Source organism: Litchfieldella xinjiangensis, from assembly GCF_000759345.1.
In the GTDB taxonomy this organism is placed as follows: Bacteria; Pseudomonadota; Gammaproteobacteria; order Pseudomonadales; family Halomonadaceae; genus Litchfieldella_A; species Litchfieldella_A xinjiangensis.
The window spans coordinates 513948-527900 of record NZ_JPZL01000003.1; the positions used below are offsets into that span (position 1 = coordinate 513948).

General features: G+C 60.9%; 13 protein-coding genes and 1 tRNA gene. 6 read left to right on the top strand and 8 right to left on the bottom strand.

The window, feature by feature from the left end; genetic code table 11:
- Positions 1-25 precede the first annotated feature (25 nt).
- Entirely contained in the window at positions 26-937 is a 912-nt protein-coding gene (locus JH15_RS14630) for a MerR family transcriptional regulator (RefSeq protein ID WP_043531561.1), read from the bottom strand.
- A 280-nt stretch (positions 938-1217) separates the two neighbouring features.
- Between JH15_RS14630 and JH15_RS14635 the strand changes: the two genes are divergently transcribed.
- Positions 1218-2114: a TIGR01777 family oxidoreductase gene (locus tag JH15_RS14635; RefSeq protein ID WP_043531563.1), complete on the top strand. Its 897-nt coding sequence runs from the start codon at positions 1218-1220 to the stop codon at positions 2112-2114.
- A gap of 20 nt (positions 2115-2134) precedes the next feature.
- On the opposite strand, the gene rapA is transcribed toward JH15_RS14635, so the two are convergent.
- A complete protein-coding gene (rapA, locus tag JH15_RS14640; protein ID WP_043531565.1) occupies positions 2135-5080 on the bottom strand; it encodes an RNA polymerase-associated protein RapA in 2946 nt (981 codons plus the stop codon).
- A gap of 128 nt (positions 5081-5208) precedes the next feature.
- A complete protein-coding gene (locus tag JH15_RS14645) occupies positions 5209-6009 on the bottom strand; it encodes a TlpA disulfide reductase family protein (protein ID WP_043531567.1) in 801 nt (266 codons plus the stop codon).
- A 103-nt stretch (positions 6010-6112) separates the two neighbouring features.
- Here JH15_RS14645 and JH15_RS14650 point away from each other — a divergent pair, with 103 nt between their 5' ends.
- The gene (locus tag JH15_RS14650; protein WP_043531569.1) at positions 6113-6352 is read left to right on the top strand and encodes a hypothetical protein; all 240 of its coding nucleotides are present in this window, start codon (positions 6113-6115) and stop codon (positions 6350-6352) included.
- Here JH15_RS14650 and JH15_RS14655 read toward each other — a convergent pair.
- On the bottom strand, positions 6349-6771 hold the full coding sequence (locus tag JH15_RS14655; RefSeq protein WP_043531571.1) for a VOC family protein: 423 nt from the start codon (positions 6769-6771) through the stop codon (positions 6349-6351). The two genes, JH15_RS14650 and JH15_RS14655, sit on opposite strands and share 4 nt — an antisense overlap.
- A gap of 126 nt (positions 6772-6897) precedes the next feature.
- Here JH15_RS14655 and JH15_RS14660 point away from each other — a divergent pair, with 126 nt between their 5' ends.
- Together JH15_RS14660 and JH15_RS14665 are read left to right on the top strand one after the other, a co-directional pair.
- Positions 6898-7185 (top strand): hypothetical protein, encoded by a 288-nt coding sequence (locus JH15_RS14660; protein ID WP_043531573.1) that lies wholly within the window; start codon positions 6898-6900, stop codon positions 7183-7185.
- Positions 7186-7945: 760 nt separating this feature from the next.
- Positions 7946-8911, top strand: a complete 966-nt coding sequence (locus JH15_RS14665; protein ID WP_043531575.1) for a zinc-binding metallopeptidase family protein — start codon at positions 7946-7948, stop codon at positions 8909-8911.
- A gap of 7 nt (positions 8912-8918) precedes the next feature.
- Here JH15_RS14665 and JH15_RS14670 read toward each other — a convergent pair whose 3' ends face one another.
- The 4 genes from JH15_RS14670 to ispB form a co-directional block, all read right to left on the bottom strand.
- A complete protein-coding gene (locus JH15_RS14670) occupies positions 8919-9923 on the bottom strand; it encodes an aldo/keto reductase (protein WP_043531577.1) in 1005 nt (334 codons plus the stop codon).
- 88 nt (positions 9924-10011) lie between these two features.
- Positions 10012-11763 carry a mechanosensitive ion channel family protein gene (locus JH15_RS14675; RefSeq protein ID WP_052384141.1) on the bottom strand — a complete coding sequence of 584 codons (1752 nt, stop codon included), beginning with the start codon at positions 11761-11763 and terminating at the stop codon, positions 10012-10014.
- A gap of 210 nt (positions 11764-11973) precedes the next feature.
- Positions 11974-12050 (bottom strand) — tRNA-Pro (locus tag JH15_RS14680).
- A gap of 71 nt (positions 12051-12121) precedes the next feature.
- Positions 12122-13096: an octaprenyl diphosphate synthase gene (gene ispB, locus JH15_RS14685; RefSeq protein WP_043531579.1), complete on the bottom strand. Its 975-nt coding sequence runs from the start codon at positions 13094-13096 to the stop codon at positions 12122-12124.
- A gap of 253 nt (positions 13097-13349) precedes the next feature.
- On the opposite strand from ispB, the gene rplU reads away from it, so the two are divergent.
- Together rplU and rpmA are read left to right on the top strand one after the other, a co-directional pair.
- Complete coding sequence (rplU, locus tag JH15_RS14690; RefSeq protein WP_043531581.1) at positions 13350-13661, top strand: 50S ribosomal protein L21; 312 nt, start codon at positions 13350-13352, stop codon at positions 13659-13661.
- A gap of 32 nt (positions 13662-13693) precedes the next feature.
- The gene (rpmA, locus tag JH15_RS14695; protein ID WP_043531582.1) at positions 13694-13951 is read left to right on the top strand and encodes a 50S ribosomal protein L27; all 258 of its coding nucleotides are present in this window, start codon (positions 13694-13696) and stop codon (positions 13949-13951) included.
- Positions 13952-13953: the final 2 nt, after the last annotated feature.

The following is a 13953-nucleotide window of genomic DNA, read 5'->3' on the forward strand; positions in this document are numbered from 1 at the left end:
GCTCTCCCATCGGGACTGTTGCGACTCAACGGCGAATCAGGGGGTCCAGGCGCACGATCGCTTGGGAGGGATCATCGCCGAGTAGGGCGACCTGGCTCGCCTCGAGATCGCCCTCGCGGATACGTGCCACGGGACCACATAAACCGACCGGCACATCGAGCTGCTCGGCAAGCCTGGGCAATTGGCGGCGTATCAGGTCGGCACGTTCGGCCTGGCCGCTGCAGAGCAGCAAGGCGTCGGCGCGTAGGCGCTCGACACCCAGCGGCAATTCGGCGAACGGCATTGGGGTATCGAAGAGATGCACGGCATAGCCTGCGTGGGACGCCGAGAGTGCGATCAACATGCCCCAGAGGGCCCCTTGCTCCTCCGGCAGGGGGGCGACCAGAACGGTCGGGCCACGTCGTGTGAGGTTGGCATGGTAAAGCCGAATGCCAATGCGGGTCCGCAGGAAGGATTCCAGCGTACGACGCTGCAACAGCGCACCAAGCTGATCGTCCCAATGCTCTTCGAGCTGAGTGACCATGGGCGTGAGCAGCTCACTGATACAGGTGTCAACGGGATACAGGGCCATACTCTGATTGAATAGCGCGTCGAGCCTGGCCAGGTCGATCGATTCCACTGCCGTCACCAGCTGTTGACGCTGGCTCGTCCAATCCCCAGCCACCGGATCGGGTGTTTCTGTGGCCTGTGGCTGATCAAGCAACTCGCGAACCTGGCTGACTGGCACACCCCGATTGAGCCATTGGAGAATTCGCTCGATTCGGGTGATGTCGTCGCTCGCGTACAGACGATGTCCTTTGGGAGTGCGCTGCGGACGAATCAGGCCATAACGACGCTCCCAGGCACGCAAGGTCACCGAATTGACTCCGGTCAGGCGCGAGACTTCACGGATTGGATAGAGCGGCGCATCGGCCGGGTGTGTCGCCTTGTCACTCATGCGCACTGCTACCTCTTACGAATCGGCGGATTGCGTTTCGAATCGCCGCTGGCCAGTCGAGTCCCTAGGGGACGGTCGCCCACAGGATGCGGCAGAATATTGTACAGGGCAATCCCTGTGTACAACATTATGCTGCGTCCTCGCTGCGCTCGGAGGCTATCGAGTACTTGAACAAGACTAGCAGAAAGGTACAAATACTGTATAAGTCGGTTTTCCGCTAACGTTCTGAAAGGTTCCTGGCGGCGGCCGTCGGGATTGGAGCACGAATCGGGAGAGAGCCATGCGTATCCTAATCACGGGCGGCAGCGGTTTCGTCGGGCGGCACCTTTGCCAGCGGCTGGCCGAGGCGGGGCATTCCTTGCTGGTCGTATCGCGACGGCCTGATGCAGTGCGGTCCTTGCTCCCCGCCAGTGCGCTCATTCGCAGCAGGGTTGACGAGTTCGACGAGGAGTCACCCGAGGCGATCGTCAATCTGGCCGGTGAGTCGATCTTCGCCAAGCGTTGGAGCGAGGCGCAGAAAAACCGGCTGATCGATTCCCGCGTAACCATTACGCAGGCGTTGGCCGCACTGTGCCAGCGGCTCGACACACCACCTCGTGTCATGGTGTCCGGTTCAGCCATGGGTTATTACGGCGATCAGGGCGATCGGCCCGTGACGGAAGACACGCCCCCTCACGACGAGTTCGCTCACCGCTTGTGCACGCGTTGGGAAGCGACCGCTCAGGAGGCCGAAGCTAGCGGGGTGCGTGTGGCGCGGGTGCGTATCGGTCTGGTACTGGAGCGCGACGGAGGTAGCCTCAAGATGATGCTGCCAGCCTACCGTCTGGGGCTGGGGGCAACGCTAGGCAGCGGGCGACAGTTTATGCCGTGGGTGCATCGCGAGGATCTGGTGCGACTAATCGAGTTTCTGCTGACGCGAGATGACCTCAGCGGGGCATTCAACGCCTCGGCACCAAGGCCGGTTACCAATGCCGAATTCACCCGTTGCCTGGCCGCGCAGCTGTCCCGCCCGGTGCTGTTTCGAGTGCCGGCATTTGCGCTCAAGACCGGACTGGGCGAGATGTCACAGCTGCTCTTGGGAGGGGTGGATATGCGACCGCAGCGCCTGGAGGAGGCGGGGTTCCAGTTTCGTTACCCCCGCCTCGATATGGCACTGACAAACATCCTGTCTCGCTAGGCTGTTCCTGTCACTGGTCTCTAGCGTTCCTGCTCCACGGTGACGATCACACGCACCGCGTCCAGGCGCAGGCGTGTGCCTTCGATAGCGGCGTCCAGCGCCGCCCGCTCGTCACGCAACGCCTGCAATTCGTCCTCGCGTACCGCCGGATTGTGCTGTGCCAAGGCATGCAACCGGACAAGCTCGGCATCCAGCGATTCCCGCATACGGTGCTGAGCGGCTTCGACGATACTCGGCAATTCACGCTCGGCCTCGGTCTCGCCTTGAGTCAGTAGCTCCCGGAGCTGATCGTGGCGGCTCTTGATCAGATCGCGGGCGACGGCTTTCTTCACCTTCTGCAGGTTCTTGGACAAGCCCGTGAATGACACCTTGTCCGAGAGGTTGGCGCCCGACTCGTCGAGGAGTACACGCACCGCCGTCGGCGGCAGGAAGCGATTGACGTGCAGGCGCTGCGGGGCCGGCGCATGGGTCCGGAATATCAGCTCGGCCATGATACGGCCCGGCGGGATGCTGGGATGCTTGAGCAGGGCCAAGGCCGTGTTGCCCATAGTGCCGCTGAGGATCCGGCCCATCATTTCGCGCAGCAACGGGTGCTCCCAGGAGAGCCGTTGCACATCGTCGCGGGCCAGGGCACGTGACCGGGAGAACGTGGCGCTGAAACCCTCCTCGCCTTTTACCAGTCCCGGCAGGCCATCCAGCATCTGCGGGCTGGGCTCGAGCAGTAGCAATTCACCGCCGAGTTCCTGGCTATCGACCCCGAAGATATCCAGCGCCTGGTCGAGGTAGCGCGGCAACGCGGAATCCGTGTCGAGTTCTCGGATCGCCTCGATGACCCGGTCGGCGCGCTCATGACGGCATGCATTGAGTTCAAGGAGGCGATTGCGGCCAGCGTCGCGTTCGGTCAGCCGGGCCTGGAACAGGCTCCGTGTCTCGCTGATGATCTCGTCGAGGCCGTCGCCGTCCAGGAGGGCATCCGCCAAGGCGTCGCCGAAGGCGTCGTAGAGTTCGCTGCCAATGCCATGTGGGGCGCTGAAAGCATCCATGCCCTCGTCGTACCAGCGCAGCAGTCGTGCCAGCGGGCTATCGGCAAAGCTGGCCACGTGCAGTTCGATGGCGTGTCGTTGACCAATGCGATCGAGACGCCCGATGCGCTGCTCGAGCTGGTCGGGGTGTAGCGGCAGGTCGAACATTACCAGATGACGGCAGAACTGGAAGTTGCGTCCCTCCGAGCCGATCTCCGAGCACACCATGACCTGGCTGCCTTCCTCTTCATCGGCGAAGGCGGCGGCGGCCCGGTCCCGCTCGATCAGGGTCAGCCCTTCATGGAACACGGGGGCATGAATGCCGCCCAATACGCGGAGCGCCTCGGCCAGGCCCTCGACCGTGTCCCGATGGTGGGCGATCACCAACACCTTGTCGCGACCGACCTCGGTGAGCAATTCGAGTAGCCAGGTGACCCGGGGATCGAGTTGCCACCATGGTTCGGCGTTCAGCGGATCTTCCGCCTGGGCGCGATACATGGCGTCGAGGTGCAGTATGACCTCGGGGTGGTCGAGCCCGGTCTCGATCAGCAGGTCGTCGAGGTAATCCTCGTCGCGTTCCAGGCGGCGCAGGACGCGGCGATAGGGGGACGGCAGCTCGAGCGAGGTCACGTTCAGGTGACGTTCGGGAAAGCCACCCACATGGCGACGGCTGTTGCGGAACATCACCCGGCCGGTACCGTGGCGGTCGAGAAGCTGCTCGCGCAACTGGCTTCGGGCAGCCGCGTGCTGCTCGGGGCTGCGTTCGGGGTCGCTCAGGGTGTTCAGTAGCGCCTGGCTGTCGGCATCGTCGATCACGCTGCCCACGGCGTCGCGATCCGCTGCCCCCGAGTTGCCCTTCTCGGGCGGGAGTCGATCCAGAGCATCGATGGCCTCGGCGACCTGGACATAACCCTGCTCCTCGGCCTTGAAACGCTCGAGGCTCTGGTAGCGGTCGGGATCGAGCAGGCGCAGACGAGCGAAGTGACTCTCGACGCCCATTTGTTCGGGCGTGGCGGTCAGTAGCAACAGGCCGGGCGTGAACGCGGCCAATCGCTCGACACAGGCATAACCGGGTCCGCTACCTTGCGGTGACCAGTCGAGATGATGCGCTTCGTCGACGATCAACAGGTCCCAGTCGCAGGCGTTGGCCTGGGCCTGTCGCTGCGGATTGGCAAACAGCCACTGCTGGCTGGCCAGAATCAATTGTCCCGACTCGAAGGGGTTGGCCTCGGCCTGGGCCTGGCTCTGGTGTTCGTCGAGCAGGGTCACCTCGAGGGCGAAGCGACGCAGCAGCTCGACCAACCATTGATGGGTGAGGCTATCGGGCACCAGGATCAAGGCGCGCTCGGCACGTCCGGTCAGCAGCAGCCTGTGAAGGATCAGGCCGGCCTCGATGGTCTTGCCGAGCCCGACCTCGTCGGCCAGGAGGACGCGCGGAGCGTGACGGTTGGCGACTTCATCGGCGATATACAGCTGGTGCGGAATCAGGTCGATCTTGGGCCCGGCCAGGCCGAGTGCCGGGTTCTGCTCGATACGGTGATGGTGGTGCAACGTCCGAAAGCGCAGGTCGAACCAATCGTTGCGGTCGACCTGGCCGGTCAGCAATCGATCACGTGCCTGATCGAACTGCATGGTATCGGCCAGCTGTGCTTCGGGGAGTTCGTGCAGGTTGCCGCTGTCGTCCTCGCCGATATAGACGATCAGCCCGTCGACCTCCTTGCTGTCGTCGACGATCATCTGCCAGCCTTCGGCAGACTGAATGCGATCGCCGCTGCCGAAGGCCACGCGCGTGAGTGGTGCCTGGCGCACGCTGTAGGTGCGGGTTTCCTGGCTGGCGCTGAAGAGTACGGTCACGCTGCGGATATCGCAGTTCAGGACGGTGCCCAGGCCCAGCTCGGCTTCGCCGTCGCTGATCCAGCGCTGACCGGGAGAAAATTCGCTCATGGTGCCTCGAATATCAGGATGCTGCGCAAGTCGGGGCCGCCCGCGGGGTCGAAACCCCAGGCGCCGGGGCGCGGTATCTTACCCGAAAGTCGGGGGCGGCTTAAGGGACGATATGAAATAGCGCGTTATTACTGCTTGCCGAGCCAGCCTTCGAGTTGCGCACGTGACAATTCGCCGACGTGCCGCTCACGCAAACGCCCTTCACCATCGAACAGCAGTGTCGTCGGCAGGCCCGGGGACTCGACCAGTGCCATCAATTGTTGCTGCGGATCCAACAGCGGATAACTGAAGGTGAGTCCTTGCTCGTCAAGGTAGCGGACGACTTGCAGCAATTCCTCCCCCTGGTTCACGACCGCCACGCTCACGCCATCCCGTGTGTCGATCTCCTCGAGCAATGGCATTTCACGCAGGCAGGGTGGGCACCAGGTGGCCCAGAGATTGATCAGCACATGCTCCCCAGGCAGGTCACGCAATGCGACCGATTCGCCCTCGAGATTCTCCAGGGTCAGTTCGGGCATCGTGTCGAGCGCCATCTCGCCGGCCAAAGGTTTCAAGGTGACCAGAACCAGCCATAGCGCCGAACAGCCCACCAGCAGGACGATGCCACCCATCAGGCGAAGGAAATGGTGGCGCAAAGCCCAGGCCGTCCAGATCGCGGCGGCGAGCAAGCCCCACAGGCCGTGATACCCCGGCTGCCAGAATTTGAGGATATCCAGCGGCGCTTGCGCGTAGGAATCGGCGTGGATCAGCACATGTCCTAAACGGGCACCTAAAAGCCAGCTGATCAGCGTGCCATTGAACCACCACACATGCCGATGGCGGGACAGGCCCAGCAACACCAGGCTAGCCACCAGCAGCATCAGGGCAGCAAATAGTGCGTACACACGGGGCAGGGAAACAAGAAATGGGCCGATGGAGAAGGCGTCCATGAGGTCGTGTCGCTCCGAAGGTCGAGGGTCGGCGAGTGGGGCCTGGCGGGGTTACAATAGCCTCCGCCGTCTCGGCCTGTCACCCATCCATCCCGGAGCGCCCATGGCCAAGCCTGCCTTCGACGTTCTTCGTGCCCTGGCCATTGCCAGCCAAGCCTTGGGCTTCATTCTTATCATCACCTTGGAAACCGTCATGGGCGATGCAGCACGCCCGTGGCAGGGCTGGACGTTAGCAGCCATGGTTTTGGCTGCCTTGGCAATTGCACTGGTTCGCCTGTATCGGCGCAATCGGATGCGCAAGGCAAGGGCTGAGCGCCTCGCGCGTGAGGAGGATGAAACCTAGGCTTGGCGAGGAGTCGACAGACTAGGGTGCGACGGGGCGCAGCGGCGTGGGTCGATACTGATGACCTGTAAATGGTGCCCTTCGGGCATCTGGCAATGAAGCACACGCAATGCGCATCCGGGGGCACTGCTGCCCTCGCTTTCGAACAGCGTGGCGCCATGGTTTCGCAGATGCTGGCAGGTCGCAGGAAACTCTTCATCGGTCACTTCAAGCGTCATGCGCCGTGGCGGGGTCGAGGTGTCCGAAGCGAGAAGCATGACGACCTGCGTATGACCCCGTGCGTCGGTACCCAGCTCGAAAGTGGCGCCCGTCTCCGTGTGCACTAGCAAACGAAGCGCGAGCACATCACGGCAGAAGCGTGACATGGCTTCCAGGTCTTTCACTTCCAGGACGGCCCGGTCCAGCGAAAGGCGTTGCATCGGCGTACTCCTGAGGCACGTATTGTTATGGTCTGTCATTTGTTTCAGTCTGAACCAATACAAGGCGCAAGGCCGCTGGATTGTTTCGATACCACCCATTGAAGGGAACTATGGAGACAGGGATGTATGACTGATTTTTTTAACTGGCTAGGCGAGATGGTCGGCTATGCCGTGCGTGTCGTCGTCGATGTGCTCGGCGAGTTGTTCGGTGGATTCTGGGGGGCGATCGTCGGTTTCGCCGAGGGACTCGGGGTCGCGTTGGGTATCAACCCCACGCTCTTCAGCCTATTCGTACTGCTGGTGGGGATAGCGCTACTGTTCAATGGTATCCGCGCTCTGCTGCGCCGATCCTTTATTGCCGGCCTCATTTGGCTGGCACTGGCTCTGCTGGTGTTGGGCTGGTTGGTGCAATGAGTACGTACGAGATCTCCTACAAATACGGATCGTATCTGCTACATCGCTATCGGCCGTTACCTGCCATCATGCTCAACAGCAGGGGCAACGGATTGTCCTTCAGGGAAGATCAGGTTAGGGAGACCTACGCACCAGGGAGGCTCGAGCAGGATGCTCGAGATGAGTCGTAAGGATGCGTTGATTGAAGCCCGACCTGTTCAAGGTCGGGTTTTTTTTGGCAGTACGATCGATTCGTACGCTCCGGTCAGTGTTCGAGGGTCGCCGAGATCGCGCGTCCTGTGGGTCGCCAGAAGAATCGCGTCACCTCGTACCTGCCCCGGCCGATGGCCGGGGCTTTTTCATCTTGCTCGTGGTTGTCAGGGTCTCGCACTATTTCATAATGTAAATTTATAGTAATTGTGGTCAATTTCTTACACAGATTGATATCACAGGTTAAATCGTGATGCGGAGCTGTGTGACATCATGCGTTTCCAGAGCCAGGATGGCTCTGTTGAAGGAACCCGAGCAAGGATCGCTCGACGACCCAAGGATGCGCGAACAGGACGTTCGTGGTGGATAGCAAGGAAGCGTGCATGAAGAAGCCCGGCCTACTGGTCGGGCTTCTTCGCGTTTATAGCCTGTGGTTGGGTTTGGGGTCTCAGAAACGGCAATGACAGGATGAGTGGCAGATCGTCCGAATGAGGCCTCGCATGTTGTTCGGATTGACGACTATCTTGAGGACTAGGGTCGCTATTGACCGTTCTTGTTTTGGAGTCCTTTGATGCGCGTCTTTACCAATCCCGTCGGTTCTGGATCGCTCTGGTTCGATAACCTGGCGACCGCGGACGGTACGCCTGTTGCGTATGACCCGCATGCACGGGCATTTCTGCCTATGCCGCCTTTCTGCGCCAACCGCGAAATCATCGGCTGTAACTGGATTGCGCCGGAGCAAGGCGCTTTCTGCAAGTCCTGCGCGATGACCGCGCTTGCCCCGGACCCTGCGATTCCCAACGCCATTCCCAATTGGGCACAGACCGAAGCCGCCAAGCGCTGGGTGCTCGACAACCTGGGCCGCTGGCATTGGTTTCGGCCTGAAGATCCGGGGGCACCACCGGTGTTCCATATGCTGGCGGAAGGAGCGACGCCCGTTGCCATGGGACATGTCGGTGGCGTGGTGACCATTAGCGTGGCCGAGGCGGATCCGGTCCTGCGTACGACACGGCGTGAGGCGTTGGAGGAGCCCTACCGGACCATGATTGGCCATATGCGCCATGAGATTTCACACATGCTCTGGTGGCGACTGAGCCTGCGTGCCGATTTCCTCGACGAGTTCCGTGAAATGTTTGGCGACGAGCGCATGGATTATCAGGCAGCACTCCAGCGCCACTACGCGGACGGCCCGCCGCCTGACTGGACGCAGCGCTTCCTGACTACCTATGCCTCGGCTCACCCTCATGAGGACTGGGCCGAGACGTCAGCGCATCTGCTGCACCTGACGGATATCGCCGATAGTTTCGTCGCAGCAGGCCTGTCCTCGCCCGAGTTGCCAAACCCTAACTGGGACCCCTATGCTGAGCCGGATGCCGATAGGCTGATTAATGCGGCGGCTTCGATAGCGGTAGGGGTCAATAACGTCAACCGGGCGATGGGGCTACCGGATCTCTACCCCTTCGTTTTATCGGAGGTCGCACGCAGAAAGCTCGCCTTCGTGCATGACTGGCTGCGCCGAGGGGCCCAGGGGCGCTGAGGCTCGCTTACGCCGTAAACTCCTCGGTATCGATGTCTTTCTGCTGTGCCTCGCTGTAGCGTGCGCCGGCGACTTGCTCCGGCGTCATCAGCGTATTCAGGCGTGCGACTGTCGCGGTGTCCAGCCGGATCTCCTGCGCTGCTAGATTCTCGCGCATGTGCGTAACGGAGCGAGAGCCAGGGATGGGGATGACGTCGCTACCTTGTGCCCGAAGCCAGGCCAGGGCCAGCTGGGCTGGGGTCACGCCTACCTGTACGGCGATGGTTGAAAACGTGTCGAGCAACTCCAAATTGGTGGGATAGTTCTCGGGACTGAAGCGCGGCATGCTGCGACGCATATCGTTGTCTTCCAGCTGCGAGGGATCGACGACAGCCCCTGACAGGAAGCCTCTTCCCAGCGGACTGAAGGCGACGAGTGTCGTTGTCGTCTCCCGGCAGGTGTGAAGCAGGGCGATCTCGGGATTGCGTGTCCATAGTGAGTATTCGGACTGCACGGCCGCGATAGGGTATTCCTCATTGGCCCGTTGCAGGGTAGCGGCGGATATCTCGGAAAGCCCAACGGCGCGTATCTTTCCCTCTTCGACCAGCTGCCCCAGCGCTCCGACGCTCTCCTCGATGGGTACCTGCCGATCCAGGCGGTGCAGGTAATAGAGATCGATATGGTCGGTCCGCAGGCGCTTGAGGCTCGCTTCGCATTGCCGTCGAATCGTGTCGGGGCGGCCGTCGATGACCTTCTTGCCGAGTTCGGGGTCGATGGCCATGCCACACTTGCTGGCCAGCAGGACCTGGTCACGCTTACCTTCGAGGGCCAAACCCAGCAGACGCTCGTTGTCCGTATCCCCGTAGAGCGTGGCAGTATCGAAGTGGCGGTAGCCCATGTCGAAGGCTTCCTCGAGCGCGCGCAGCGCCCCGGGTTCGGGGACGGGGCTTCCATACCCGTGCGAAAGGTTCATGCAGCCCAGACCAATGGCTGGCGAGGCAGTTTCCTTGAGTAGCGACGCGAGAGTCGACATGCGAGCTAGTTCCTTTGTGAAGATCAGGGGCGACAGCCATTGCCGCTATCATGCCGAGCCGAGCCATAGTGCCGCAAGCTGGCCTGCTTCATGACGACCCCGGGTCGGGCGTGTTCCCGGGGATGGGCGGATGGGAGGCGTCCGCCGACGGTTGCGTACCGAGGGCGATATCCTCCTGGCCCACGATTGCCACCTCTCTTGGCCACCATTCGGGATGGTGATTCCGAATGAAGGTCATCATTTTTTCGCGCACGTTCATTTCCGCGACCCAGCCGGCGTAAGGCTCCGAAGTCATCAGGTAGCAGGTGAACTCCAGGGCCATGTCGGTCTGACCCGTCACATAGCAGCACAATTTATGATGCTCGACGACGTTGTCTTCTTCCTCGGCATACTCCATGAATTTCTCACGCAGACATTGGATGTCTGCGCTCACGTGGACCTTCATGGCTAGGCTTCGATACATCTTGGCGCTTTTGACCGACAGGTTCTCGAACGGCTTGGAGACAAAATAGGTCACCGGCACGATCACGCGTTGTTCATCCCAGGTCCGCAACCGAATGTAGGTATAGAAGATCCCTTCCACATGACACCATTTCCCTTCGAAGACCACGAGGTCGCCAATACGTATGGGCTTTGCCAACGATAGTTGAAACGAGGAGAGGATATTGCCGAGGACGGCCTGGCCTGCAATGCCCACCAATACCGCCAGGACGCTGGCCGAGGCCATGAGGGTCATGCCCAGGGTCTCGAAGAGGCTGATCTGGCTGAGGGCATAAACCGTGACCGCCACCACCATGATCAGAATGATGGCCCGGCGCAGGGCGTAAAGCGAGGTCAGTAGTTTGCGTTCATCCTTGGGCTTGGTGTCATCGATCTCCCCGACCAGGCGCCGCATCATCCGCAGCATGATGGTATCCACCAGGCGCAGGGCAATCGTACCGAGGCCCCAGGCCATGATGGCGATCAGAAGGATGCGTAGGAACGTAGTGGCAACGGCCGTAAAGGAAACTACATAATTGAGCAGTACCTGGGCCACGAGAGACATGACGATAAGCGCCATGGGTCCCTTGATTCGTCCGGCGAAAATGCTGGGCGAGCCGGAGGGCAGCCAATGTGCCGTGACTCCGACCAGGCGATAGACGGCCCAGCCCACCAAGGCAAGGATCAGCAGAAAAAGCGGGATGGCTAGCCATTCCCAGAGCGCGAGCATGCCCAGCGATGTCCGGAGTTGCTCTGGAATGTATTGCTCCAGCAACGACGGGCCATACTCTTCGTAAAGTTTCGGGATGGCGGCGAGGCTTTCGGGGGAGACCAGCCAGATGGGATCTTCTTCATCCACCCGGTATCGGGCAAGGCGAATATCGTACGTTTCACCGCCAACATCGAGCGAGGCCAACTGAAGGTTGCGGCGCGGCTCTCCTGCCCGAGGGTGCTGACCGGAAGGATCCTCGATTGCGGCATCTTGCCGCCCCGAAAGTGAGGATATATTGAGCCACTCGCCTCGCCTGAGGATCGATGCCAGTTGCCTGGCTAGCTCGATACCTCGGCTTGGTTGTTCCTCCGGGGGGAACTTGGATAGGTTCAGAACATGCGCTGCGGCTGCGTAGTTCTCTTCCTCACTGAGTTCCACGAAGCTGCGTATGGCATCGCGGGGAGTCAGGCGTTCTACTTCATCGGGCGCTTCGTCGAGGCCCGTGTTCACTGAGTCGATGGAGAACCAAAGGGTCCTCTCTTCGTCCTGTGCCTGCTTCCCTTCATTCGTTTGCGCCATGCCCAAGCTTGAAAATGCTAAGGCGAGTACCAGCCCTATCCATAGGGGCCATGCATCCTTGAGTTTCATGCGAGGCTGTCCGGTCGTGGTGAGTCGGTTGTGCTAATTCATTATGGGTGGAAGTACAGCGCATCGATGCTGACCCCGTCCAGTCTGGTTGGGGTGAGAAAGAACATGAAAGAGCGGGCGAGGACTATCACGAGGACTATCAAAAGCGAGGCATAACGAAAAACCGCCACCCGGAGTTATCCGTAAGTGGCGGTTTTTGCTATATTTTTTTGGTCGGAGCGACAGGATTCGAACCTACGACCTCTGCCTCCCGAAGGCAGCGCTCTACCAAGCTGAGCTACGCTCCGACGCCGTTGAGGGCGCGCCTCAACGGGGGCTCATTATACGTATTCCATCTTTCGATGCAATATCCGCCCGCTCAGTTCTGGCGTTCAACGGCAAGGTGGGCAAGTTGGGCCATGCTGTCGCGATACGGGCTCTGGGGTAGCAGGTCGAGCTGCTCGAGGGCCTTGGCGGCCATTTCCTCGGCACGGGCGCGGGTATAATCGAGTGCCCCCGTATCGCGGACGATGGCGAGTACGTCATCGAGGCGTTCGAGCCCACCCTGGCGAATCGCCTGACGAACCAGCTTGGCCTGGTCAGGCGTTCCCGTGGCCATGGCATGAATCAGGGGCAGGGTCGGTTTGCCCTCGGCCAGGTCATCACCGACATTCTTGCCCATCGCGTCAGCGTTGCCCTGATAATCGAGCAGATCGTCGACGAGCTGGAAGGCAAGCCCCAGGTAGCGCCCGTAATACTGAAGCGCGGCTTCCTGTTGAGGCGATGCGTCCGCGAGGATGGCGCCACAGTGCGAGGCGGCTTCGAACAGCATCGCCGTCTTGCCCTGGATCGTCTCGAAATAGGCTGCCTCGTCGATGTCCGGGTTGCCCACGTTGGTCAGCTGCAACACCTCACCTTCGGCAATCGTGCAGGTCGCTGCAGACAGCACTTCCATGATCCGCATCGAGCCGACACTGACCATCATCTGGAATGAGCGTGAATAAAGGAAGTCGCCTACCAGCACCGAGGGGGCGTTGCCCCAGGCGTCATTGGCGGTGGCCTTGCCGCGACGCATATGGGACTCATCCACCACATCGTCATGCAACAGGGTCGAGGTGTGCATGAACTCGATCAACGTGGCCAGGGTAATGTGCTTGTCGCCGTTGTACTCAAGGGAACGCGCTGCCAGCAGTACCAGCAACGGACGCAGCCGCTTGCCGCCGCTTTCGGTGATGTATTGGCCGATGGATTCGACAAGAGGCACCCGTGAGGCGAGCTGCGAGCGAATGGTTTGGTCGACCGCGGCGAAGTCTTCCGCCACCACGGCATGAATGGGCGAGGCTGATGGCTGCATGGGCGCTGGCTTGTCGTGGGTAGGGCCGTCGCGGTCATGACGAAACGGCCTGGGAATGTGCGCTAATGCTATGGGGGGGGCGTCAGAGCGTCAAGCGGGGTGTACGTGCCGCTCCCCTTGTTCCCTGGCGAGACCGCAGTTATAATCCGCGACCCGACTCATCATGCTCCCTGTCAGATGGTTGCCAAAAGGGGCGCCACTCGCCGCAGGCCGATCAAGAGCGAAACCCGATGAGTGATTGGAGAAGTCGACTATGTATGCAGTTATCAAGAGCGGCGGCAAGCAGTACCGCGTTCAGGAAGGCCAGACCCTGAAACTCGAGAAGCTGGAAGTGCCTACCGGTGATTCACTCGAGTTCGACCAGGTGCTGCTGGTTGCCGATGGCGACGACGTGAAAGTGGGCGCACCGCTGGTGGAAGGTGCCAAAGTGGCGGCCGAAGTGGTATCTCATGGCCGTGGCGACAAGGTCACCATCATCAAGTTCCGTCGTCGTAAGCACCACATGAAGCGTCAGGGCCACCGTCAGTGGTTCACTGAAGTCAAGATCACCGGGATCTCCGCCTAAGCGGAAGCCCCCCAACGAGCGAGGTATTTGCAATGGCTCATAAGAAGGCTGCCGGTTCCACGCGTAACGGTCGCGATTCAGAATCCAAGCGTTTGGGCGTCAAGCTGTTTGGCGGTCAGGCTGCGACTCCGGGCAATATCATTGTCCGCCAGCGCGGCACCCGCTTCCATGCCGGTACTGGCGTGGGTATCGGCAAAGACCACACCCTGTTCGCCCTGGACGAAGGTTTCGTCAAATTCGAGACCAAGGGTCCGAAGAACCGCAAGTTCGTGAGTATCGTCTCCGCTTGAGA